10 protein-coding genes are annotated in these 24,941 nt (G+C 63.5%); all 10 read left to right on the forward strand.

From position 1 onward, the window contains the following. Positions 1 to 17 precede the first annotated feature (17 nt). Complete coding sequence (locus tag VJ464_02760; GenBank protein HKQ04026.1) at positions 18 to 2,447, forward strand: ABC transporter permease; 2,430 nt, start codon at positions 18 to 20, stop codon at positions 2,445 to 2,447. Positions 2,448 to 2,554: 107 nt separating this feature from the next. Continuing rightward, entirely contained in the window at positions 2,555 to 4,990 is a 2,436-nt protein-coding gene (locus VJ464_02765) for an ABC transporter permease (protein HKQ04027.1), read from the forward strand. A gap of 190 nt (positions 4,991 to 5,180) precedes the next feature. Beyond that, entirely contained in the window at positions 5,181 to 7,604 is a 2,424-nt protein-coding gene (locus VJ464_02770; GenBank protein ID HKQ04028.1) for an ABC transporter permease, read from the forward strand. Between the two features lie 10 nt (positions 7,605 to 7,614). After that, positions 7,615 to 10,020, forward strand: coding sequence for an ABC transporter permease (locus tag VJ464_02775; GenBank protein ID HKQ04029.1), 2,406 nt, complete (start codon positions 7,615 to 7,617; stop codon positions 10,018 to 10,020). A 205-nt stretch (positions 10,021 to 10,225) separates the two neighbouring features. Continuing rightward, positions 10,226 to 12,637: an ABC transporter permease gene (locus VJ464_02780; protein ID HKQ04030.1), complete on the forward strand. Its 2,412-nt coding sequence runs from the start codon at positions 10,226 to 10,228 to the stop codon at positions 12,635 to 12,637. 13 nt (positions 12,638 to 12,650) lie between these two features. Next, positions 12,651 to 15,080: an ABC transporter permease gene (locus VJ464_02785; GenBank protein HKQ04031.1), complete on the forward strand. Its 2,430-nt coding sequence runs from the start codon at positions 12,651 to 12,653 to the stop codon at positions 15,078 to 15,080. A 146-nt stretch (positions 15,081 to 15,226) separates the two neighbouring features. Beyond that, positions 15,227 to 17,659 carry an ABC transporter permease gene (locus VJ464_02790; protein HKQ04032.1) on the forward strand — a complete coding sequence of 811 codons (2,433 nt, stop codon included), beginning with the start codon at positions 15,227 to 15,229 and terminating at the stop codon, positions 17,657 to 17,659. 152 nt (positions 17,660 to 17,811) lie between these two features. Then, positions 17,812 to 20,316 carry an ABC transporter permease gene (locus VJ464_02795; GenBank protein HKQ04033.1) on the forward strand — a complete coding sequence of 835 codons (2,505 nt, stop codon included), beginning with the start codon at positions 17,812 to 17,814 and terminating at the stop codon, positions 20,314 to 20,316. A gap of 191 nt (positions 20,317 to 20,507) precedes the next feature. Beyond that, positions 20,508 to 22,925 carry an ABC transporter permease gene (locus VJ464_02800; protein HKQ04034.1) on the forward strand — a complete coding sequence of 806 codons (2,418 nt, stop codon included), beginning with the start codon at positions 20,508 to 20,510 and terminating at the stop codon, positions 22,923 to 22,925. Positions 22,926 to 22,933: 8 nt separating this feature from the next. Continuing rightward, a partial coding sequence (locus tag VJ464_02805) for an ABC transporter permease (GenBank protein HKQ04035.1) occupies positions 22,934 to 24,941 on the forward strand: 2,008 nt, incomplete at its 3' end.

Here is a 24,941-nt window from a genome sequence, read left to right on the forward strand (position 1 = left end):
CCCGAGGAGGAGAGTTTATGCAGACATTGTTGAGTGATGTGCGCTTCGGTTGGAGAATGCTGATCAAAACGCCGGGATTCACGGCTGTGGCTGTCGTCACCTTGGCGCTGGGTATTGGGGCCAACTCCGCGCTCTTCGGCTTGTTAGACGCCGTGTTGCTGCGGACGCTAACCGTGCCGCGCCCGGAGGAACTGGTGCTGGTCGCAACGCACACCACCGAGGGCGGCTCGCATCCAGATTTTTCTTATCCGCTCTATGTCGCCCTGCGCGACAACAACGATGTGTTTTCGGGACTGCTAGCTAAAACCGACAGCAGCTTCGGCATCAGCGACGGTAACCAAACCGAGCGGCTGCGCGGAGAATATGTCAGCGCGAACTATTTCTCGGTGCTCGGCCTTGAGCTGGCGCGCGGCACCGGCTTTGTCCCAAGCGACGAGTTCCCTGGGGCGCAGCCTGCCGTGGTCATCAGCGACAGACTGTGGAAGCGCTTCTTCTCCGGCGATGCGGCTGTCTTGCAAAAGACATTGACGATTAACGGTCGCAGCTTCGCCGTCGTCGGCGTTGCCCCTCCGGGTTTCACGGGCTTAGCGCAGGGCTTGGCCGCGGATGTCTGGTTGACCTTGCCGCAGCGCATCGCGCTGGGCGGATCGCCTGAATTACTGAGTTCCCGTCAAACGAGTTGGCTGGAGCTGGCGGCGCGGTTGAAACCTGGTGTGACACTGGCGCAGGCGCAGGAGAGGCTAACCTCGCAGTTGCCGCCGGGATTCGAGAGCGCCCGCGGTGCCGGTGATTGGCAGGCTGCGCTCACTCCTGCGTCGCGCGGCAATGACTTTTACGTTGCTGAGTTATCGCAACCGCTGCAACTGCTTGCGGTGATGGTTGCGTTGATCCTGCTCATCGCCTGCGCGAACATCGCCAATCTTTTGCTGGCCCGCGGGCAGGCGCGACAAAAGGAGGTGGGCATTCGATTGGCGCTCGGCGCTTCTCGCGGGCGCATCGTCGGGCAGCTCATGGTTGAGAGTCTACTGCTGGCGCTCATTGGAGGGAGCCTTGGGCTGTTGATCGTGCTCTGGTCGCATGATCTCATGACCAACATTCGCACACGAGTTGGCGGGGCGCTGACGCTCGACAGCTCGCCCAATTGGCGCGTCATCATCTTCACGCTCGCGGTGGCGGTAATCACTTCACTGTTGTTCGGTATTATCCCGGCCTTGCAGGCGGCACGCGTCGAGCTGGTGCCGGTGCTGAAAGATGGCCGGGCTTCGTCGCCCTTGTCTATCCGAATGTTTTCGCTGCGGAATCTGCTGGTGATGGCGCAAGTCGCCGTCTCGATTGTGTTGCTGGTCGGCGCAGGGCTTTTCCTGCGCAGTTTGTGGAAGCTGCGTTCTATTGACGTCGGCTTCTCCGGTGACCAGGTGGTGGCGCTCACGCTCGACCTGCGCTTGCGAGGCTACCGAGAAGTGCCGGGCAAGAACTTCTACGCCGCTGCGCTTGAGAAGGTCGCTGCCGTTCCGGGCGTGCAAGCCGTCAGTCTGGCCAGCGTGCTGCCGGTGACCGCAGGCGGCTCTCGCTTACAAAGGCCTCCCAATGGCACGCGGCCGGCGGTCAACGACCCCATCTCGATTGACATCATCACCGTGACGCCACAGTTCTTCGAGACGCTGGGGCTGCCGCTGCTACAGGGCCGCGATTTCAGATCGTTAGACAGCGAGAAGTCGGCGCGAGTGATCATCGTCAATGAGACGATGGCGCGTAAGTTTTGGCCGAACACCGATCCAGTCGGGCAGAGCTTCTACGACGGCATTGAAAACTTTGAGGTCGTTGGTGTGGCCCGCGCTACCAAATACCGCGACCTGCGCGAAGAGCCGCGAATGACGATGTACCAACCGTTGGCGCAGCAGTATTCTTCCGGCATGAATCTACTCGTGCGCACAGCGCTCCCACCAACCGGGGTGATCGCGCCAATCCAGGCCGAGTTAAGCGCGCTCGACCCGGCGCTACCCGCCTTCAACATTCGCACGCTGCCGGAACATATAGGAAGATCGCTATACGTCGAGCGAATACAAAGCGTGTTGCTCTCGTTGTTCGGTTTGCTCGCGCTGGTGCTGACAGTAGTGGGGCTTTACGGTGTGATGTCTTACACGGTTACGCAACGCACGCATGAGATCGGCATACACATGGCGCTGGGCGCCCAGACGGGCGGGATTTTGCGGCTTGTCATCGCGCAAGGAATGAAGATGACGCTGATTGGCTTGGGCGTCGGCGTAGCGGCGGCGCTGGCATTGACGCGCGTGGTCGCGAGCCGCCTATACGGCATCAACGCGACCGACCCGCTGACGTTCATGGCTATCGCATTGTTACTCGGTTCAGTTGCTCTGTTGGCTTGCTATCTTCCGGCGCGGCGGGCAACCAGAGTAGACCCGATGGTGGCGCTCAGATACGAATAGAAGTCAGATGTCAGGAGTCAAGAGTCAGAATAAAAGCGGAGGCGAAGCCGACTGCCTTATTCATTCTGACTTCTGAATTCTGACTCCTGACTCCCTGGAGGGGACTTATGCAAACTCTGCTGCAAGATTTGCGATACGGATTGCGCATGCTCGGCAAGCGGCCCGGCTTTACGCTGGTTGCCGTCATCACGCTGGCTTTAGGCATCGGCGCCAACACGGCGATCTTTTCCGTCATCAACGCGCTGGTCTTGAATCCGCCGGCCATCGCCGAACCGGAGCGCGTCGCGGCGATCTGGCGATCCCCTCTGGACAGGCGCGTCGAAGGCTACATCTCTTACCTTAATCTGCAAGACTGGCAAACCCGCAGTCAGAGCTTTGAGACCATCGCCGCTTACAAGCCCAACGGCTTTATTCTGCTGCGCGACGGTCAGGCCGAACGCGTTCAAGGGATGCGCGTCACTGCCAACTTCCTGTCGCTCCTCAAAGTCCGGGTGCTGCGCGGTCGCGATTTTCAATTCGAAGAGGAGCGGCGCGGCGCTCAACCCGTTGTCATTCTCGGCCACGATTTTTGGCAAACTCAGTTTGGCGGCAATGAGGCGGCGCTCGGGCAATCGCTGACCTTGAATGGCAAGCTGTTCACCATCATCGGCGTTCTGCCGCCCGGCTTCGAGTTTCCGCTGGCCGGCAAAGACATCCAGCTCGTGACCACCATCGCCGGCGAAGGCGGCAACCTCGACCAGCGCGGCGCGCAGGTGCTCAGGGCGATTGGCCGCTTGCAGCCGGGCGTCTCGATGGCGCAGGCGCAAGCCGAGATGACCGGCATCGCCGATAGCCTTGCCGGGCAGTATCCGCAATACAATCGCAACGCCACGGCTTACGTGGTGCGCGTGGATGAGCAGTTAGTCGGCCATGACGTGCGCCGCGCGCTCTGGGTGTTGCTGGGGGCCGTGGGATTCATTCTGCTGATCGCCTGCACCAACGTGACCAATCTGCTGCTCGTGCGAGCCAGCGCCAGGGAGAAAGAACTCGCCTTGCGCGCCGCGCTCGGGGCCAGCCGCTGGCAGATTATTCGGCAACTGTTGACTGAGAGCCTGGTGCTTTCATTGCTCGCGGGCGGCGCCGGCTTGCTCGTCGCGATGTGGGGCCTGAGCGCCATCAAGCATTATGGCGCGAATCAACTACCGCGGCTCGACGAAGTGCAGATCAACGCCAAAGTGCTTGTCTTTACGCTTGCCGTGTCCGTCTTGACGGCGCTGCTGTTCAGTCTGCTGCCGGTCATCAAAGCGTCGCGCCCGGAGATTAACGAGCTGTTGAAGGGCGGCGCGAAAAGCGTCACCAGCAGCCGGTCGCTGCGCGTCTGGCGTGACTCGCTGGTCGTCACCGAAGTGGCGCTGGGTCTGGTGCTGCTCGTCGGCGCAGGGCTCATGATTCGCAGCTTTGCGATGCTCGTGAATGTCGATCCCGGCTTCGATCCGAAGAACGTATTGACCGGGCGCATCAGCATGACGCGGGCGCTCTATCAAGCGCACGACGAGCGAGTCCGCTACGTCAAGCAAACGCTCGAACGGTTGAAAGCCATGCCCGGCGTCGAGAGCGCGGCCTTCGTCGCGCCGATGCCCTTCAGCGGCGGCAATGTCGGCAGCGATTTCAGGATTGAAGGCCGCCCCGCGCCTGAGCCGGGGCAAGAGCCCGACGCTAACAACCGCAGCGTCACCGTCGATTACTTCGAGGCCATCAAGATTCCCTTGCGCCGGGGGCGTTACTTCACTGAGCAGGATCAGCGCGGCGGCACCGGCGTTGCCATCATCAACGAAACCCTGGCGCGCCGCTACTTCGCCGACGAAGACCCGATTGGCAAGCGCATCTCGCACATCGGCGCGAATCAAAACGAGGGCGACCCCGAACAATTTGAGATCGTCGGCGTCGTCGGCGACGTACATCATTCGAGCTTGACCAGGGCAGCGAATCCCGAAATCTACTTGCCTTACCAGCAGAACAGTTGGGATTGGGGCAACTTTCTGGTGCGCACCACGCATGCCCCCGCGGCGTTGACTGGAAGCTTCACCGAAGCAGTGCGCTCGGGTGATCGGACCGTGCCGGTCACCAATGTGCAGCCGCTCGCAGAGGCCATCCGCGGCACCGTCGCCGAGACGCAGTTCTACACCTTGCTCTTCGCCCTGTTCGGGGCGACGGGGTTGATTCTGACGCTGACCGGCATCTATGGCGTGATCGCTTACACGGTGTCGCAACGCACACAGGAGATCGGCATCCGCATGGCGCTCGGCGGCCAAAGCAAGGACGTGCTGAGGCTGTTCGTCGGCAAGGGTATGATGTTGACGGCAGCCGGCATCGCGATTGGGGTTGTGGTGGCCGTGGCGCTGACGCGATTGATGGCCAACTTGCTATTCGGGTTGAGCCCTACCGACCCGCTGACGTTCGCGGTGATTGCCCTGTTGCTGGGCGTCGTGGCGCTGGTGGCTTGCTACATCCCTGCGCGCCGCGCCACGAAGATCGATCCGATGGCGGCGCTTAGATACGAGTAGACAGGAAGCAGTTCATTCTCAAGCTCCGTTAGGAGCGCGATGTTTATAGTCATGGATAACCTCAAAGACGCAAGCTCCGTAGGAGCGGAATGTGGACATTGCGCCCCTACGGGGCTGGGGTTCTCTACGACGCTAGTCACTATAAACATCACGTCCCTACGGGACTGCTTCCTGATTATTGGAGGTTTTTATGCAGACGATTACTCAAGACCTGCGATATGGATTGCGCATGCTCGGCAAGCGGCCCGGCTTTACGCTGGTGGCTGTGATTACCCTGGCATTAGGGATTGGCGCCAACACCGCCATCTTTAGCATGGTGGATGCGCTGCTCATCAATCCGCTGCCCTTCCCCCAGGTCAACCGCCTGGTGGCCCTCTGGGAGAAGGTTCCGAGCCAGGGCGTCGAGCGCAACGAAACCGCCATCGCCAACTATCTCGACTGGCAAGCGCAGAACCAGTCGTTTGAGAACATCTCGCTCTATAGCTGGTGGAACGCCAACCTGTCGGGCATTGATCCGCCGGAGCGATTACAGGGTTATGTGGTCACAACCAACCTGCTCGACACCATGAAAGTGCAACCCCTGCTGGGCCGCGGCTTCATTCCCGAAGAGGGACAGCCCGGCAAGGATCAGGTGGTCATTCTCAGTTATGGATTGTGGCAGCGGCGCTTCGCCGGCGACCCGCAGATCATCAACCAGACGGTCACCATCAACGGCATTCCGCGCACGGTCATCGGCGTGATGGGCGAAAATTATCAGTTCCCCAAAGGCTTCGACATCCTTGCGCCTTTCGCCTTCACGCCGCAACTCTCGGCCAGTCGCGGCAGCCACGGCAATCTCACGGTCGCCCGCCTGAAAGACGGCGTCTCGCTGGCGCAGGCGCAGGCCGACATGGACGCGATTGCCGGACGCCTCGCGGAACAAAACCCGCAGACGAACACCGGGCGCGGCATCACCGTCTACACCCTGATGGACGACACCGTGCGCATCTACAAAGCGGCGCTGCTGGTGTCGCTACTGGCAGTCGGCTTCGTCCTGTTGATCGCTTGCGCCAACGTCGCCAACCTGACGATGGCGCGCGCCGCCTCGCGCAGCAAAGAAATCGCCGTCCGTTTAGCATTAGGCGCGAGCCGCTGGCGCATCATGCGGCAGTTGATCACCGAGAGCGTTATCCTCTCCGTCGCGGGCGGCGTTGCAGGCATCCTGCTGGCGCTATGGGGCGTGGACACCTTGAAAGCCGCCATGCCCGGCGAAACGGTGCGCTATATCATCGGCTGGAAAAACATCAGCATCAATCTGACTGTTCTGGCTTACACGCTGGGGCTGTCGCTGTTCGTTGGCATTCTCTTCGGGCTGGCGCCGGCGTTGCAGGCATCGAAGCCGGATTTGAATGAAACGCTCAAAGAAGGCAGCGGCAAGACGACCGCGAGCGGCCATCATCGCCTGCGCAGCACCCTGGTGATCGCCGAAGTCGCGCTGGCGCTGGTGCTGCTCGTCGGCGCCGGCTTGATGGTCAAGAGTTTCTGGCAAATTCTAAAAACCAACCCCGGCTTTAACGGCGACAACGTGCTGACTATGAGAATGACGCTGCCGCGCGCCAAATACGCGGACGCAGCACAGCGGCGCGCGTTTTACGAGCAGTTGAACCGGCAAGTCGCAACCCTACCCGGCGTCGAATCGGTCGGCCTGACCAACTATATTCCGCTTGGCGGCAGCAACTCGTCGGACAGCTTTCTTGTCGAAGGCGTGCCCGACCCGCCACCCGGCCAGGAGTTCATCGGGCGCTACCGCAACTGTACGCCGGATTACTTTAAGGCGATGGGCATTCAGGTGCTCAACGGACGCGGCTTCACCGAGCAGGACATCGCCACCGCGCCACCGGTCGCGGTCATCAATGAGACCATGGCGCGGCAATACTGGCCGAACGGCGACGCCATCGGCAAACGCTTTCGCCTGGAGGGACCGATTGCCGAGAACCCCTGGCGCACGGTGGTCGGCGTCATCCGCGACGTCAAGCACGAGCTGAATCTGGCCGTCACCCCGGAATACTACTTCCCGCTGGCGCAAGACCCGTGGTCTTCGATGGTGCTGGTGGCGCACACGAGCGGCGAACCAGCCGCGTTGACCCCGGCCATCCGCGCCGAAGTCCAGGCGATTGACAAAGACCAGCCGGTCTTTGAAGTTCAAACCATGCAGCAGGTGCGCTCGGCCTCGACGATGGGCTTCAGCTTTACGGGAGCACTGATGTCTGTCTTCGCCGGCATCGCCCTGTTGCTTGCGGGCGTCGGCATCTACGGCGTGATGAGCTACACGGTGACGCAGCGGACGCGCGAGATCGGCATCCGCATGGCCCTGGGCGCGCGGCCTACGGACGTATTGAAGATGGTCGTCCGCCACGGCATGGGGCTGACCGTCACGGGGCTCGGCATCGGCACGCTCGGCGCGTGGTTCATGATGAAGGCGATGGCGAGCCTGCTGTTTGAAGTCTCGGCGAATGATCTGACGATCTTCGCCGCCGTGCCCATCATTTTGACGGCGGTGGCGCTACTGGCCTGCTATGTCCCTGCGCGCCGCGCCACCAAGGTAGACCCGATGATCGCACTCAGATACGAATAAGGGGTTATTTATGCAAACACTGCTGCAAGATATTCGCTACGGCGCGCGCATGCTGCTGAAGCGGCCCGGTTTCACATTCGTGGCCATCATTACACTGGCTCTAGGCATCGGCGCGAACACGGCGATCTTCTCGGTCATCAACGCCGTGCTGCTGCGCGCCCTGCCGTATCACAACCCGCAGAAGCTCGTGATGCTGTTCGCGGCGGATGCCAAGGGCAACCGCGACGTCATCTCGCTCGCCGAAGCGCAAGACTTCGCGGCGCAGTTGACGACGCTCGATGACTTTGCGGCGTTTCAATCGCAGAGCGTCAACCTGACCGGCCAGGATCAGCCGGAGCGCGTGCGCGGCGGCTTTGTGTCGGCGAATTTCTTCGAGGTCTTCAACCTCTCGCCGGTCATTGGGCGAACCTTTATGCGCGGCGAAGATCAGCCGGGCGCCGACCGCGTCGCCGTCGTCAATGAAGGCTTCTGGCAGCGTCACCTGAACGCTGACCCCGACCTGACGGGCAAGAAAGTCATCCTCAACGGCGAGCCCTATAGCGTCGTCGGCGTCGTCACCAGCGCCTTTCACCAGCCGATGGACGCGGAAGTCGAAGTCTGGATGACGGCGCAGCGTTTTCCCGGCTATACCCCTCAGCGCGACGCGCGCTTCCTCTTCGGCATCGGCCACCTCAAGCCGGGCGTGTCGCTCGAATCAATGCAGGCCGAAGCTCGAACCATCGCCGCGCAGATGGAGCAGGCGTACCCGGACAACAATGCCGGGCGCAGCGCCAAGGCCGAGATGCTCAGCGAGCTGGCGGTGCAAGACATTCGCCCGATCCTGCTGGTGCTGTTCGCGGCGGTCGGCATCATCCTGTTGATTGCGTGCGCCAACCTCGCCAACCTGACACTGGCGCGCGGCGCGGCGCGGCTCAAAGAATTCGCCCTGCGCGCCGCGTTGGGGGCGGGCCGCTGGCGATTGGTTCGGCAGTTGTTGACCGAGACGACCTTGCTGGCCTTGCTCGGCGGCGGGCTCGGACTCTTCATCGCCGCCTGGGGGATTGACGGATTGCTGGCGGTCAACCCGGGCGGGCTGCCGCTGAATGCGGTAAAGCTCGACACCCGCGTATTATTGTTCTCGCTCGGAGCGTCAATCCTCACAGGCATCCTGTTTGGCCTTGCGCCGGCACTGCAACTGTCGCGCATCGATCTGCACACGGTGCTTAAAGAAGGCGGGCGCGCCGGCAGCGAAGGCGCGGGGGCGCGGCGGGCGCGCAGCGTCTTTGTCGTCGTGCAGGTGGCGCTGTCGCTGGTGCTGCTGGTCGGCGGCGCGCTGCTCATCAAGAGCTTTTATAGACTGCTTCAGGTAGACCCGGGCTTTAAGCCCGCCAACCTGCTGACGCTCGAATACCGCATGCCGCGCAACAAATATGGCAAGCCTGAGGGTCAGTGGGAGTTCCACCGCCAGGTCGTCGAGCACTTGCGAGAAGTGCCCGGCGTCGAGTCGGCGGCGCTGGTTCGCGGTCTGCCCTTCAGCGGCAACGGCCAGACCACGCGCATCGGCCTGCCCGACCGCGAAGCGCCGCCCAAGGGCCAGGAGCCGCAGGTCTTGTGGAACACGGCGACGCCCGGCTACTTCGACACCATCGGCATTCCTTTCATCCAGGGCCGCCTCTTCGACAGCCGCGACCAGTTGAACACGCCGACTGTTCTGGTCATCAATCAGACGATGGCGCGGCGCTTCTGGCCCGACCAGGACCCTCTCGGCAAGCAGATCAAGATGCTCGCCGACGGGATTGTCGGCACCGTCGTCGGCGTCGTCGGCGACGCCCGGCAGTACTACCTGAGCGAAGAACAGCAGCCGCAAGTTTACGACTGCTACAGCCAGTTTCCCGGCATCTTCGCGACGGTCGTGGTGCGCACCAGTGTTGAGCCGATGAGCCTGTCCCAGTCGGTGCGCGAAGCCATCTGGAAGGTGGACAAAGATCAGCCGGTCTGGAAAATCCGCAGCGAAGAATTCCTGCTATCGCGCAACGTCGCCGACAAGCGATTCCTGATGCTGTTGATGGGCATCTTCGCGGGGTTGGCGCTGACGATCACCGCCGTTGGCTTGTACGGCGTCGTCAGTTACACGGTCGGCCAGCGCACACAGGAGATCGGCATCCGCATGGCGTTGGGGGCGCGGGCGGGCGACATCCTGGGGATGATCTTGCGACAGGGGATGAACATGGTGCTGGTCGGTGTGGCGGTCGGACTGGCGGCCTCTTTCGCGCTGACGCGGCTGATGGCGAGCTTGCTTTATGGCACGAGCGCCACCGACCCGCTGGCCTTTGCGGCCATCGCCTTGCTGCTCGCAGGCGTGGCGCTACTGGCCTGCTACCTGCCGGCGCGCCGCGCTACCCGCGTAGACCCGATGGTGGCATTGCGGTATGAGTAGGCAGGCGGCAGGAGGCAGGAGGCAGTTCATCTCAAGCTCCGTTAGGAGCGCGATGTTTATAGCCACGGATGTCCTTAAAGACGCAAGCTCCGTAGGAGCGGCATATGGACATCGCGCCCCTACGGGGCTGGGGTTCTCTACAACGCCGGTGACTATAAACATCACGTCCCTACGGGACTGCTTCCTGATTATTCGGAGGTGAATCATGCAAGCGATCATTCAAGACCTGCGCTACGGCGTCCGCATGCTGACGAAGCGGCCCGGCTTCACGGTGGTTGCCGTCATCACACTGGCCTTAGGCATCGGCGCCAACACGACGATCTTCAGCTTCGTCAATGGCATCCTGCTGCGCTCGCTGCCCTACCCGCAGCCCGAGCGGCTGGTGACGCTCGACGAAACGGCGCTCAAGCGCGGTGTCACTTCGATGGGCGTGTCGTTCCCGAACTTTCTCGACTGGCGCGAGCAGAATCGCGTCTTCGAAGACGTCGCGGCTTACGACACCGTCGGCCTGGCGCTTACGGGAAGCGGCGAGCCCGAGCAGATTCAGGGAGCAGAGGGCGCGCAGGGGCTGTTTGAAATCCTGCGCGTGTCGCCGCTGCTGGGACGGACTTTCACCGCCGAAGAAGACCGCCCGAATACCGACGCCGTGGTGATTCTCAGCTACGGGCTGTGGCAGCGCCGCTTCGGCGGCGACCCCGGCATCATCGGCCAGACGTTGATTATGAATAGCCGCCCGCGCACCGTCATCGGCATCATGCCGGAAGGCTTCCGCTTTCCGGAGGTCGCCGAATTCTGGGTGCCGCTCGCCCTCACCACGAAAACGTATACGCGCAACGATCACGGTCTGGGCGCGATTGCTCGCTTGAAAGACGGCATGAGCCTGGAGCAAGCGCGCAACGAGATGAATGACATTGCCGAGCGCATCGAACAGCAGAACCCTGTGACCAACGAAGGGCTGGGCGTCAGCGTCACGGGCATGCACGACGCGCTGACGGGCGATTATCGCCAGGCGCTGGTGATCCTGCTCAGCGTCGTCGCTTGTGTCTTGTTGATCGCGTGTGCCAACGTCGCCAACCTGATGCTGGTGCGAGCGACGACGAGACAGAAAGAGGTCGCTATTCGGGCGGCGCTCGGCGCTTCGCGCTGGCGCATCGTTCGGCAACTGCTGACCGAGAGCGTCATGCTCGCCGGATTGGGTGGCGCGCTCGGCTTGCTGCTGGCGGTCTGGGGCCTCGACCTGTTGCTCGCGGCCATCCCCATCAAGCTGCCGTTCTGGATGAAGTTCGGACTCGACTGGCGCGTGCTCGGCTTCACGTTCGGCGTCGCTTTATTGACCGGCCTGGTCTTTGGCATTCTGCCGGCGCTGCACGCATCGAGAATCAATCTCAACGAAACGCTCAAGGAAGGAGGCCGCAGCGCCGCCGGCGCGGGCCGCCAGCGCTCGCGCAGCTTGATGGTGGTTGCCGAGATCGCGCTGTCGCTGGTGCTGTTGATCGGCGCCGGATTGATGATGCGCAGCTTCCTGCGCTTGCAACACGTTGACGCCGGCTTCAATCCGACAGGCGTGATGACGATGCGCATCAACCTGCCGCAAAGCAAGTACAACCCCGGGGCGCGGCGCAGCGATTATTTTCGTCAGTTGATGGAGCGGCTGCGAGCGCAGCCCGGCGTCGAGAGCGCCGCGGCGATTTCGACCCTGCCGTTGAGCGGCAACACCTGGGGCCGCAGCCTGACGGTCGAAGGCTTTCCCATCCTTTCGGTCGGGCAAGCGCCTTTCATTCAGCACAACGTCGTTATGCCGGGTTATTTTCGCGCCCTCGGCATCCCCATCCTCGAAGGGCGCGACTTCACCGACGCTGACACCGCAGAGGGGCCGAAAATCACCATTGTTGATGAGCGGCTGGCGCGCCAGTACTGGCCGAATGAAAGCGCCATCGGCAAGCGCATACGCTTCGGGCCGCCGGAAGACAACGAGCCCTGGCACACGATTGTCGGCGTCGTCGGCGCCGTGCGCCACGAGCGTTTGGAAGCGACGACGCGCAACAGCGTCTACCTGCCGCACGTCGAAATTCCTGTCGGCAGAATGTATATCACGCTACGCACGACCGGAAAGCCTGAGAGCCTGATCGAGCCGGCGCGCACGCAGATTCGCGCCCTTGATCCCGACTTGCCCATCACCCACGTCAGGACGATGGACGAGGTCGAGGCGCAATCGGTCTGGCAGCCGCGTCTGTACACCATCCTGTTCGGCGTCTTCGCCGCGGTGGCGTTGTTGCTGGCCGCCGTCGGGCTCTACGGCGTGATGGCTTACACCGTGACCATGCGAACGCACGAGATCGGCTTGCGCGTCGCGCTCGGCGCGCGGTCGGGCGACGTGCTGAAACTGATCGCCGGTCAAGGCATCAAGCTGGCATTGATTGGCGTCGGCAGCGGCTTGATTGCGGCGTTGTTGCTGACGCGGCTGATGGCGACGCTGCTGTTCAACACAAGCGTCAACGACCCGCTGACTTTTGCCGGCATCGCCCTGTTGCTCGTCCTGGTGGCGCTGCTGGCCTGCTACCTGCCGGCTCGCCGGGCAACGAAGGTAGACCCGATGGTCGCGCTGCGATACGAATAAACAGGGAGGTTTTATGCAAACGATCACTCAAGACCTGCGTTATGGCCTGCGCCTGCTGCTGAAGCAGCCGGGCTTTGCATTAGTGGCAATCATTACACTCGCTTTAGGCATTGGCGCCAACACCGCGATCTTTTCTGTCGTCAACGCGGTGCTGCTCCGCCCGCTGCCTTACCGCGATGCCCAGCGCATCGTCGTCATTCAGGAGCTTAGCAAAGAGGGCAAGCGCGTTCAGGTGACGCCGGCGAACTTTGTTGACTGGCGCAATCAGAACACCGTCTTCGAGCACCTGGCGGCGATCCTTCAGCGCCCCGCAAATCTCGCCGGCGAGAACGATGCCGAGCGCATCAACCTGGTGATGGCGTCCGCCGATTTCTTCGACGTCTTCGGCCTACAGCCAGAGCGCGGGCGGCTGTTCATCGCCGAAGACGAGCAGGCCGGCCACCCGGCGATCATCGTCATCAGTCACGGGCTGTGGCAGCGGCGCTTCGGCGGTGACCCGGAGATTGTCGGGCGCAACATCCTGCTCGACGGCCGCAGCTACGCCGTCGTCGGTATCGCGCCCGCGGGGTTTCAGTATCCCAACAAGACGGACGCCTGGGTGCCGCCATTCAAGCTCGTGCCGACGCTCAGCGAGGCGATGGATGTCAACCGCGCGCGCGGCTTCGGCTTCCTCAGCACGGTGGGGCTGCTCAAGTCCGGCGTCTCGCTCCAACAGGCGAGGACCGAGATGGAGAGCATCATCGCGCGGCTGCGCGAGCAGTACCCCGAATCCAACAACAATCGCTTTGACCGCGTCGACACGCTGCACACGAACCTGGTCGGCGACACCAGCACCGTCTTATGGCTGCTGCTCGGCGCAGTCGGCTTCGTCCTGTTGATCGCCTGCGCGAATGTGGCGAACCTGATGCTGGTGCGGGCGACGGCGCGGCAGAAGGAGATCGCCATCCGCACGGCGATGGGCGCGAGCCGCGGGCGCATCCTCAGGCAACTGCTCACGGAGAGCCTGATCCTGGCGCTCGCAGGCGGCGGGCTCGGCCTGCTGCTGGCGTTGTGGGGCGTTGACCTGCTAACGCGGCTGCTGCCGAAAGACTTCCCGCGCCTCGCCGACATCAACCTCGACTTCGCGGTGCTCGGCTTCACACTGCTGGTGTCTATGATCACCGGCATCGTCTTCGGCTTCGCGCCGGCGTGGCAGGTCTCGCGGGTCAACTTGCAGGAATCGCTCAAGGACAGCGCCCGCGGCTCGACCGGCGGACGCAATCGCCTGCGCGGTCTCTTCGTCATCGCTGAAGTCACCCTATCACTCGTGCTGCTGGTCGGCGCGGGGCTGCTCTTCCGCAGCTTCATGCGCTTGCAGGCGGTTGACACCGGATTCAACGCGCAACAGGTGTTGACCCTGCGACTCAGCCCGTCGGGGACGAACTTTAGGCAAGACCCGCAGTTTGTCGCTTACTTCCAGCAGGTTGAAGAGCGGCTGCGGGCGGTGCCTGGCGTTCAAGAGGTGGGCTTGATCAACACGCTGCCGCTCGAAAAAGGGCCGACCTCGGCTTTTCGCATCGAAGGCCGAGCACCGCTGCCCATCGATCAGTGGCCGAGTGTCAATTATCGCTCAGTCAATCCCGCCTACTTCAGCGCCCTAAACATTCCCATCCTGCAAGGCCGCGGCTTTGACAGCCGCGACAATATGTCTGTGCCGCTGGTGGTGATGATCAACCAGGCTGCCGCCGACAAGGACTTCGCCGGCGAGAACCCGGTTGGCAAGCGCCTCAACATGGGCGGCACCGACAGCCGCAATCAGCCGATCTGGATGGAGATCGTCGGCGTCGCCGCCAACGTTCGCAGCCTGGAGTTGCAGGAAGCGCCGGTGCCCGAGATTTACACCTGCGCCTTGCAGGACCCTTTCGCAACCATGTCGATGGTCATCCGCACGACCATCGAGCCGGCGACCATCGCCGCGTCTGTGCGCGAGGCGGCGCAGGAAGTTGACAAGGCGCAGCCGGTGTCGGACCTGCGGACGATGGACAACATCGTCGGCGAGGCGGTGACGCAGCCGCGCTTCAACCTCATCCTGCTAGGGGTCTTCGGGTTCATCGCGCTGGTCTTGTCGGCGTCGGGCATCTATGGCGTGATGAGCTACACGGTGACGCAGCGAACGCATGAGATCGGCATCCGCATGGCATTGGGGGCGCGCTCGGGCGATGTGCTGCGCATGGTGATGGGGCAAGGGCTGCGGTTGACTGCCGCAGGCATCGGCGGCGGCTTGCTGGCGTCAGTGCTGCTGACTCGTTACCTGTCGAGCCTGTTGTTCGGCGTCAGCGCCACCGATACGGTGACCTTTGCCGCGGTCGCTCTGTTTCTGGCAGGAGTGGCTCTGGTGGCCAGTTTCGTGCCCGCCCGCCGCGCCGCCCGGACCGACCCGATGGTGGCATTGCGGTATGAGTAGGCAGGAGGCAGGAAGCAGGAGGCAGTAGACGGCAAGTCCTGGGTTGATGATTACCTGGGCCTTCCTGCCTATTGCGGATCATTGCCTATAGTCCTGACTGCCTCCTGCCTCCTGCCTCCTGCTTCCTGATTATTCGGAGGTGAATCATGCAAGCGATCATTCAAGACCTGCGTTACGGGCTGCGGCTGTTGCTCAAACGGCCTGGCTTCACGGTTGTAGCCATCATCACGCTGGCCTTAGGGATTGGCGCGAACACGGCGATCTTCTCGGTGGTCAATGGCGTATTGCTGAAGCCGCTCCCGTACCCGCACCCGGAACGATTGGTGCGGGTTTTCGAGAGCAGCCGCAGCCAGCCGAAATTTCCTCTGTCGCCCGGCAACTTCCTGGATTATCGCGACCAGAACACGACGCTCGAAAACCTCGCCCTCTACACGCGCAGCGACCTGGAACTCGCGCTCGGCGACCGGCCCGAACAGTTGTCGGCCATGCGTGTGTCGGCGGACTTCTTCGCGACTCTGGGCTTTCAGCCGATGCTAGGCCGCGAGTTCAACCGCGATGACGAAGCTCCAAACAACACCCACGCGGTCATCCTCAGCTATGGCCTGTGGCAGCGGCGCTTCGCCGGCGACCCGAACGTTGTGGGCCAGGTCGTGCCGCTGTCGGGCGAGCCGTTCACCGTCGTCGGCGTGATGCCGCCCGGCGTTCAGCACGTCGGTGGCGATTACCGCTCGACGCCGCACGGCGAGAGCGTTGACGTGTGGTGGCCGATGGAGTTGAGCCCGAAATCGCCGCGCTTCGCCCATTTCACCAACACCGTCGGGCGCATGAAAGCGGGCGTGACCAGCGATCAAGCCGAGGCGGATTTCAACGTCATTGCCGGGCGGCTGGCCGAGCAACATCCTAACACGAACTCCGGCTGGCAGATTCGCGTCCGCCCGCTGCACCAGGAGATCGTCGGGCGGGCGCGCACGACACTTTTGGTGCTGCTGGGCGCGGTCGCCTTCGTGCTGCTGATCGCCTGCGTCAACGTCGCCAATCTCATGCTGGCACGCGCCACGACGCGCGAGCGCGAGATGGCTGTGCGTGCGTCGCTGGGTGCCGGACGAATGCGGCTGGTGCGACAACTGTTGACCGAGAGCCTGCTGATCGCTGTGCTTGGCGGCGCTGCCGGGCTGTTGTTGGCGGGCTGGCTAATTGACGCGCTCATCGCGCTCGGCCCGTCACAACTGCCTCGCCTTCAGGCGGTGAAGATGGATTGGCAAATCCTCGGCTTCACGCTCGTCGTGACGCTATTGACCGGACTGCTGTTCGGGCTGGTGCCGGCGTGGCATGGCGCGAAGCTGAACCTCAACGAGCTGCTCAAGGAAGGCGGTCGCGGCGGCACGGGCGGCGCACGCCAGCGCCGCTTGCGCAACGTGCTGGTGGCGGCAGAGGTAGCGCTGGCGCTCGTCCTGATGGTTGGCGCGGGCCTCTTGCTGCGCAGCTTTGCGAAGCTTCAACAGATCGATCCCGGATTCAACCCCGAAGGCGTGCTGACGATGAAGCTCTCCCTGCCCTTGGCGCGTTACCCGAAGGGCGAACAGACGGTCGCGTTTTACAAGTCGCTGATCGAGCGCGTCGCCGCCTTGCCGGGGGTCGAAGACGTGGGCGCAAGCTCTGACCTGCCCTGGAGCGGTTACGACGAGAACGCCGGCTTCGACATCGAGGGCAAGACCTTTCCGCCCGAGCAGGGGCCGGAGGCGCGCTTTCACCGCGTGACAACCGAATACTTCCGCACCGTGGGCGTGCCGCTGATCGCTGGCCGCTGGTTCGACGCCAACGATGTCCGCGGCAAGCCTATGGTCATCCTGATCAACGACAGTATGGCGCGCCGCTATTGGCCCGGCGAAGAGGCGGTCGGCAAGCGCATCACGTTTGCCGACAACCCGAAAGACGACGACTGGATGACGGTCGTCGGCATCGTCGGCGACGTGAAAGATTTCCCCGACTCGCCCGAAGCGCACCCGGCCTTCTACTGGCCGCACGCACAGGTGGCGGCCAGCGAGATGTTTCTCGCCGTCCGCACGAACGGCAAGCCGCTGGGGCTCGCCGACAGCGTGCGCCGCGAGGTCGCGGCCCTCGACAAAGACCTGGCCGTGTCGGACATCCGGGCGCTGGATCAGGTGGCCGGCGCGGCGCTCGCCGGGCAGCGCTTCACATTGCTGCTAGTCGGCCTGTTCGCCGTTACCGCGCTGACCCTGGCGGCAGTCGGCATCTATGGCGTCATGGCTTATCTGGTCGCGCAGCGCACACATGAGATCGGCATCCGCATTGCGCTCGGCGCACAGACGGGCAAGGTGCTGCGCATCGTCATTGGACAGGGGATGCGGATGGCGCTGGCGGGCATTGGCGTCGGGTTGGGGGCGGCTCTGGCACTGACGCGACTGATGTCGAGTCTGCTGTTCGGCGTCGCGCCGACTGACCCGCTGGTCTTCACCGGCATCGCCTTGCTGCTGACGCTGGTGGCTCTGCTGGCGTGCTACGTGCCCGCCCGCCGCGCCGCCCGGACCGATCCGATGGTGGCATTGCGGTATGAGTAGGCAGGAGGCAGGAGGCAGGAGGCAGGAGGCAGTAGACGGCAAGTCCTGGGTTAATGATTACCTGGGCCTTCCTGCCTATTGCGGATCATTGCCTATAGTCCTGACTGCCTCCTGCCTCCTGCTTCCTGCTTCCTGATTATCGGAGGTGAACTATGCACACAATCATTCAAGACCTGCGTTACGGGCTGCGGCTGTTGCTCAAGCGGCCCGGCTTTACGTTCTTAGCCATCATCACACTGGCCTTAGGGATTGGCGCCAATACTGCTATCTTCAGCGTCGTGGATGCGGTCTTGCTGCGCCCGTTGCCCTACCCACAGGCCGACCGGCTGGTCTTCCTCTGGTCAACGATGATCGGCCAGGGCGTGCCGACTTCGGGCAGCTCGATGCCGGATTACCGCGACTGGCGCGACCGCAACGACACGCTCGAAGGGCTCGGCGCTTTTTATTATGGCGACTTCAGCCTCTCTTCGGCGGGCAGCGAGCCGGAGCGCGTCCAGGGTGCTTACATCACGCCGAACCTCTTCGATGTGTTGAAAGTTACGCCGGCGCTTGGGCGCGGCTTTATGCCCGAAGAAGATCAGTACGGGCGGCACCGCGTCGTCCTGCTCAGCTATGGGCTGTGGCAGCGGCGCTTCGCCGGCGATCCCGGCATCGTCGGGCGCGAGATCAAGGTTGGCGGCGAAGGCTTCACGGTCGCCGGGGTTATGCCACGAGGCATGCCGTTTTTCGACAACCTGCCCGAAGTCGAGATGTGGAGGCCAATCGCCTTTGTGTCCGGCGATAGCCTCGACACCCGCGACAATCACTACGCCACTCTTGTCGGACGGCTCAAGCCGGGCGTCACCACGGCGCAGGCGCAAGAGCAGATGAGCGCCATTGCCCGCCAGATTGAAGAAGCCCACGCTGAAAACAAAGGCATCGGCGCGCAGGTCGTGGCGGCGCAAGAACAGCTCACCGGCGATTCGCGGACCGCATTGCTGGTGCTGTTGGGCGCGGTCGCTTTCGTGTTGCTGGTCGCCTGTGTCAATGTCGCCAACTTGATGCTGGCGCGAGCGGCGGCGCGCGAGCGCGAGCTAGCGATCCGCGCCAGCCTCGGCGCGAGCCGTGCGCGCATCATCCGGCAAATGGTGATCGAGTGTCTGCCGTTCAGCTTGATCGGCGCCGGCCTCGGCGTCTTGCTGGCGCTGTGGGGCATTGATCTGCTGTCGGCGCTGCTGCCCAATTCGCTGCCGCGCTACAACTCAATTGCCGTCAACGGGCGCGTGCTCGGCTTCACGCTGGCCGTCGCGTTGTTTACTGTCTTGCTCGCCGGTCTGTTGCCTGCATTACAAGCCGTCAAGGCCGACGTGCAGGCGGCGCTCAACGAAGGCGGGCGCAGCGGCGCGGGCGGCGGCAGGCAAGGACGCTTGCGCCGCTTGCTGGTCGTCGCTGAAGTGGCCCTGGCGCTGGTGCTATTGATCGGCGCCGGCCTGATGATGCGCAGCTTCATCAAGCTGCGGCAGGTGGATGTCGGCTTCAGCGCCCGCAATGTTCTGACCATGCGAATCGCGCTGCCCGACGCCAAGTACGCAGTGCCCCGGAGCGCCAGCGATCCGCGCCAGCCGGCGGGCCTGACCTTCTTTGACCAGTTGCTCACCCGCGTCGAAGCGTTGCCCGGTGTCAAGAGCGTCACCGCCGGCTCGATCCTGCCGCTCGGCGCCGGCTCAGGCTGGGGCAAGCTCATGAGCGTCGAAGGTCGCCCGGCGCCGCCTTCGCTCGATCAAGTCCCGGTCGTGCGCTTCGCTTTGATCAGCCCGAATTACTTTCGCACCTTTGGCATCAGCATAGACCAGGGCCGCGCCTTTACGCCGCAGGATGACGAGAAGGGGCAACCGGTCGCCATCATCAACGAGACGGTGGCGCGGCGCTTCTTTCCCGGCGAAGACCCTGTCGGCAAGACGATCTGGATGGGGCCGCCTGAGCATCTGTTGCCTGCCGACGCGCAGACGCCGGATAATCGTTTCGTTCGTCGCTTGATCGTCGGCGTGGTCGCCGATGTCAAAGGTGGCAGCCTCAACCTGCCGCCTGCCGCCTACGTCTACGCGCCGCTGCACCAGTACCGGCGCGAAGGCTATACCAACACGCTGATGCTCGCCGTCGAGACCGAAGGCAAGCCGGAAGCCCTGGCCGCGGCCATTCGCGAACAGGTGCAGGCGCTCGACCCCGACCAGCCAATCAGTAATGTACGTAACATGAACGAGTTGCTCGACCGGGCGCTCTCGGCAGCCAAGTTCAGCCTGTTACTGCTCGGCCTGTTTGCCGGCGTCGCCCTGGTGCTGGCGGCGGTCGGCATCTACGGCGTGATGTCGTATGCAGTGACGCAGCGCACACATGAGATCGGCGTGCGGATGGCGCTCGGAGCGCGGCCCGCTGACGTGATGCGGATGGTCATTCGTCAAGGCATGTTGTTGGCGGCGGCGGGCGTCGGGGTCGGCGTTGTTGGCGCATGGGCGTTGACGCGCTTGATGGCGAGCCTGTTGTTCGGCGTCAGCGCCAGCGACCCGTTGACCTTCGCGCTGATCGCTTTGCTGCTCGCAGGTGTCGCGCTCGTAGCCTGCTACCTGCCGGCGCGCCGCGCCACCCGTGTCGATCCGATGATCGCGCTCAGGTACGAATAGCAGAAAGTCGTTCTCAGTCCCGTAGGGACGCGATGTTTATAGTAATCAGCGTGAAAAAAATTCAAGCCCCGTAGGGGCGCAATGGCGCCATTGCGCCCCTACGGGGCTTGAAAACAAACCGACTTGATCACTATAAACATTGCGCTCCTAACGGAGCGCCCGGTTGTCTGAATTCCCGGCGGAGAGTACTTATGCAAACCCTGCTGCAAGACCTGCGCTACGGCGCGCGCATGCTGCGCCGCCAGCCCGGCTTCACACTTGTAGCCGTTCTTACACTCGCTATCGGCATCGGCGCGAACACGGCGATCTTCTCAGTCGTCAACGCGGTGCTGCTCCGCCCGCTGCCCTACCCGCAGGCCGACCGGCTAGTCTGGCTCGCGGAACGGCACGAAGAGATTGCGACGCGCTGGGTTTCGTACCCGAACTTTCTCGACTGGCAAACGCGCAGCCGGTCGTTTGAAGCGATGGCGGCAATCCGCGGCTGGCAGATGACGATGACCGGCGGCGGCGACGCCCAGGCGATTACCGCGCGACTGGTGACGGCGGATTACTTCCGCGTGATGCGCGCCACGCCAATGCTCGGGCGCGGCTTCTCTGCCGAAGAAGACCGCTTCGGAGCGCCACACGTCGCGGTGTTGAGCCACGACTTCTGGCAATCACAATTCGGCGGCGACCCGGCGCTCGTCGGCCAGCCCATCATGCTCGACAATCAACCCTTCACCGTCATCGGTGTGATGCCGCCTGAATTCCAGCACCAGGGGCCGCCGGCGCTGTGGGTGCTGACCGAACAGGTAGCCGAGCCGGCGGGCCCCTGGTTCCAGCGCGATAGCCGCGTCGCCGGTTTCGTCGTCGCGCGGCTCAACCCCGGTGTCACGCTCGAACAGGCGCGCGCCGAGATGAAGTCGGTCGAAGAAGAATTGATCCGCGAACATCCATGGACGAACGGCGGCAACACGATTCGCATGGTCACGCTGCAAGAGAGTATCGTCGGCGATGCGAGCCTGCCCTTGCTGCTGCTGTTCGCGGCAGTCGCTTTCGTGCTGTTGATCGCCTGCGCCAACGTCGCCAACCTGCTGCTGGCGCGGGCGGTGACGCGACAAAAAGAGATGGCCATTCGCACCGCGCTCGGAGCCAGCCGCCGGCGTGTGCTGCGCCAGTTGCTCACAGAGAGCGTGCTGGTGGCGCTTGCCGGCGGCGCGCTCGGATTGCTGCTGGCCGTCTGGGGCGTGAACCTACTCGTTCGATTCGCGCCCGATGATTTGCCACGCCTGGCCGGCGTCGTCATCGGCTGGCGCGTGCTCGCCTTCACGTTGCTGCTGGCGCTGCTGACCGGCCTGATCTTCGGACTCGCGCCCGCCTGGCAAGGCACGCGAACCGACCTGCAACAGACATTGAAAGACGGCGGCTACTCCGTGAGCGATGGGCGCGGCGGGCGCCTGCGCAGCGCCTTCGTTATCGCCGAAGTGGCGCTCGCCGTCATCCTGTTGATTGGCGCTGGCCTGCTGATCAAAAGCCTGGCGCGGATGTTTGCCGCTGACCCCGGATTCGATGCCCGGCAGGTCGTGACGATGGACCTGCTGCCGCGCCAGGCCTATCCGGGCCGCCCGCGCTTGAAGCAATTTTATTCACAACTGCTCGAACGCGTCAGCGCCGTGCCCGGTGTCGAATCCGCATGTGTCGTCAACCAGCTACCCGGCTTCGAGCCCGGATGGCAGACTGACATCAATCCCGAAATCAACGGCGAGTATCAGCAGATCAACCCCGGCGAGCTAATCAACGTGGACTGGGACATCGTCACCGCCGACTACTTCAAGACGATGCGCGTGCCCATCAAGCAGGGCCGCGGCTTCACGCCGCAAGAGGTTGCCGACGGTGCCCCGGTCATGCTGGTTGACGAGCACCTGGCGCGGCAGTTCTGGCCCGAAGGCGAAGCCATCGGCAAGCACATCAAGTACGATAGCCGCACGCCGATAGAGATTATCGGCGTCGCCGGCAACGTGCATAACTTCGGCTCTGAAGCCATCGGGCGAATCAAAATCTACGCGCCGTTCGGGCGCTCGCCGCTGCCGCGGGCGACGCTGGCGGTGCGCAGCGCGGGCACCGATGCGCTCGGCCTGGTTGAAGCGATCAAAGCCGAAGTGCGAGACATCAACCCGAACGTGCCGGTCGCCGAAGTCTCGTTGCTTGAGAAAGACCTGGGGCGGCTGGTTGCGCCGCGCCGCTTCAACACCTGGCTGCTGGGATTGTTTGCCGCCATCGCCTTGCTATTGGCCGCGGTCGGCATCTACAGCGTGATGAGCTATGCGGTCAGCCAGCGGACGCGCGAGATCGGCATCCGCATGGCGCTTGGGGCGCAGCCGCCGGATGTGCTGCGCTTGCTAATCGGCCAGGGCCTGCGTTTAATTCTGGGGGGGCTGCTGTTGGGCACGCTGGCATCACTGGGGCTGACGCGCTGGCTGCGCAGCCTGCTGTTCGGGGTCAGCGCCACCGACCCGCTGGCCTTCGTGATGGCGGCGGCGTTGCTCGTCGCGGTGGCGCTCGCGGCCTGCTACCTGCCGGCGCGGCGGGCGACGAAAGTCGACCCGATGATCGCGCTCAGGTACGAATAATCGGAGGGATGAACTCATTGCTGAACGACCTGCGCTATAGCCTGCGCTTGCTGCGCCAGCGACCCGGCTTCACGTTTGTGGCGATCATTACGCTGGCGCTCGGCATTGGCGTCAACACGGCGCTGTTCAGCGTCTTTGAAGCCTTCGCGCTCAAGCCGCTGCCGCTCAAGAATCCGGAAAGCATCGTCCGCGTATCGAGCCGGGATCGCGACGGCGCGACCCGACTGCTCTTTTCTTATGCAGACTATCTCGCATACCGCGACCGCAACCATGTGCTGGCTGACCTGGCCGCCTGGAACAAAGTCGCGGTGACGCTCGGCACAAGGCCGGCGGGCGCAGGCGATGATCTGACGGCGCTCTCCGGTGATGACGAATATCTCTTCGGCCAGCTCGTTTCCGGCAACTATTTCGCCGCCCTCGACGCAGAGATGGCGCTGGGTCGCGCCTTTCTCCCCGAAGAAGACCGCACGCCGAACGCCCGCCCGGTGGTCGTCCTGAGTTATGGTTTCTGGCAAAGACGTTTCGATTCCGACCCTCAAATTATCGGCAAGACGATTCCGCTTGATGGCCAGCCGTTCACCGTTGTCGGCGTCGCCGCTCGCAACTTCATCGGCACAGAACCCGACGCGCCGCAGTTCTGGATGCCACTGATGATGCGCGACACGGTGATCGGCGAAGGTGGCTGGAATTACAAACGCTGGCTGACGGATCGCGATGCCGAGTCGTTCGCCCTGGTCGGACGGCTCAGGCCCGGCGTATCACGCCAGCAAGCCGAAGCCGAGATGCGTGTCATCGCCGAACAACTCCCAGGCGACACGGCAGACCGCCAGCCGAAGACCGGCATCCGGCTGTCGCGCGCCGCCACCTTCATCGAGATCAACGCCGAGCTGATGCCGCTGGTCGTGCCGCTGCTGCTCGCCGTCGGACTGGTGCTGTTGATCGCCTGCGCCAACGTCGCCAACCTGATGCTGGCGCGCGCCGCCGGCCGCTCGCGCGAGATGGCCATACGCGCGGCGCTCGGCGCTAGCCGCTGGCGCACCATCAGGCAACTGCTTATGGAGAGCCTGCTGGTCGCCGTCATCGGCGGCTTCGCGGGATTGTTGCTGGCCGTGTGGGGCATAGACCTGCTGGTTTCCATCAGCCCTCGCGGCACGCCGCGCCTCGATGAGATCAGTCTGGACGTGTCCGTCTTCGCCTTCACGCTGGCGGCGTCACTGCTGACCGGCGTCCTGTTCGGCCTCGCCCCGGCCATCTTCGCGTCGCGCGTTGACATCAACGAGACGCTCAAGGAAGGCGCGCGGGCAGTCTCCGCGGGCTCGGCACGCCACCGCTTGCGTAACGGGCTGGTCGTAGCCGAAATCGCCCTGGCGCTGGTCGTGCTGGTCGGCGCGGGCCTGCTGGTCAGGAGCTTTGTCCGCCTGCAAGCGGTCGAGCCGGGCTTTAATCCCGACCACCTGCTGACGATGTGGATCGGCTTAAGCGACCCGCGTTATGAAGTGCGCGGCGCGCGCAGGCAATTTCTGAAGGAGCTGACGCCGAAGCTGTGGGCCATCCCCGGCGTCGAAGCGGTCGCCGTCGGCAACGACTTGCCGATTCAGGGAACCGACAGCTCCAGCATCCCCACCATCGAAGGCCACCCGTCAACGCGAGAAGAGCAGGAGAGGCTGGTCGGACTGCACCCGGTCGGCGCGGGTTACTTCGAGGCGCTCGGCATGCGCCTGCTCAAGGGGCGCGGCTTCACCGAGCGCGACAACGAATCGGCCGCGCCGGTGGCGGTCATCAACGAGACGGCGGCCCGGAGGCTCTGGCCCGGCGAGGAGCCCATCGGCAAACATTTCACGTTCGACTCGCCGAGCGCGCCGGACTTCCGCTGGACGGAGGTCGTCGGGGTCATCGCCGACGTGAAGCACGATGGCTTGAACGCCGAGTCGGGCATGCACGCTTACCTGCCGAACCTGCAAATGCCCTGGCCGTTTCACACCATCGCGCTACGCTCGCAGTTAGACAACGCGTCGC

Source organism: Blastocatellia bacterium (assembly GCA_035275065.1).
In the GTDB taxonomy this organism is placed as follows: domain Bacteria; phylum Acidobacteriota; class Blastocatellia; order UBA7656; family UBA7656; genus DATENM01.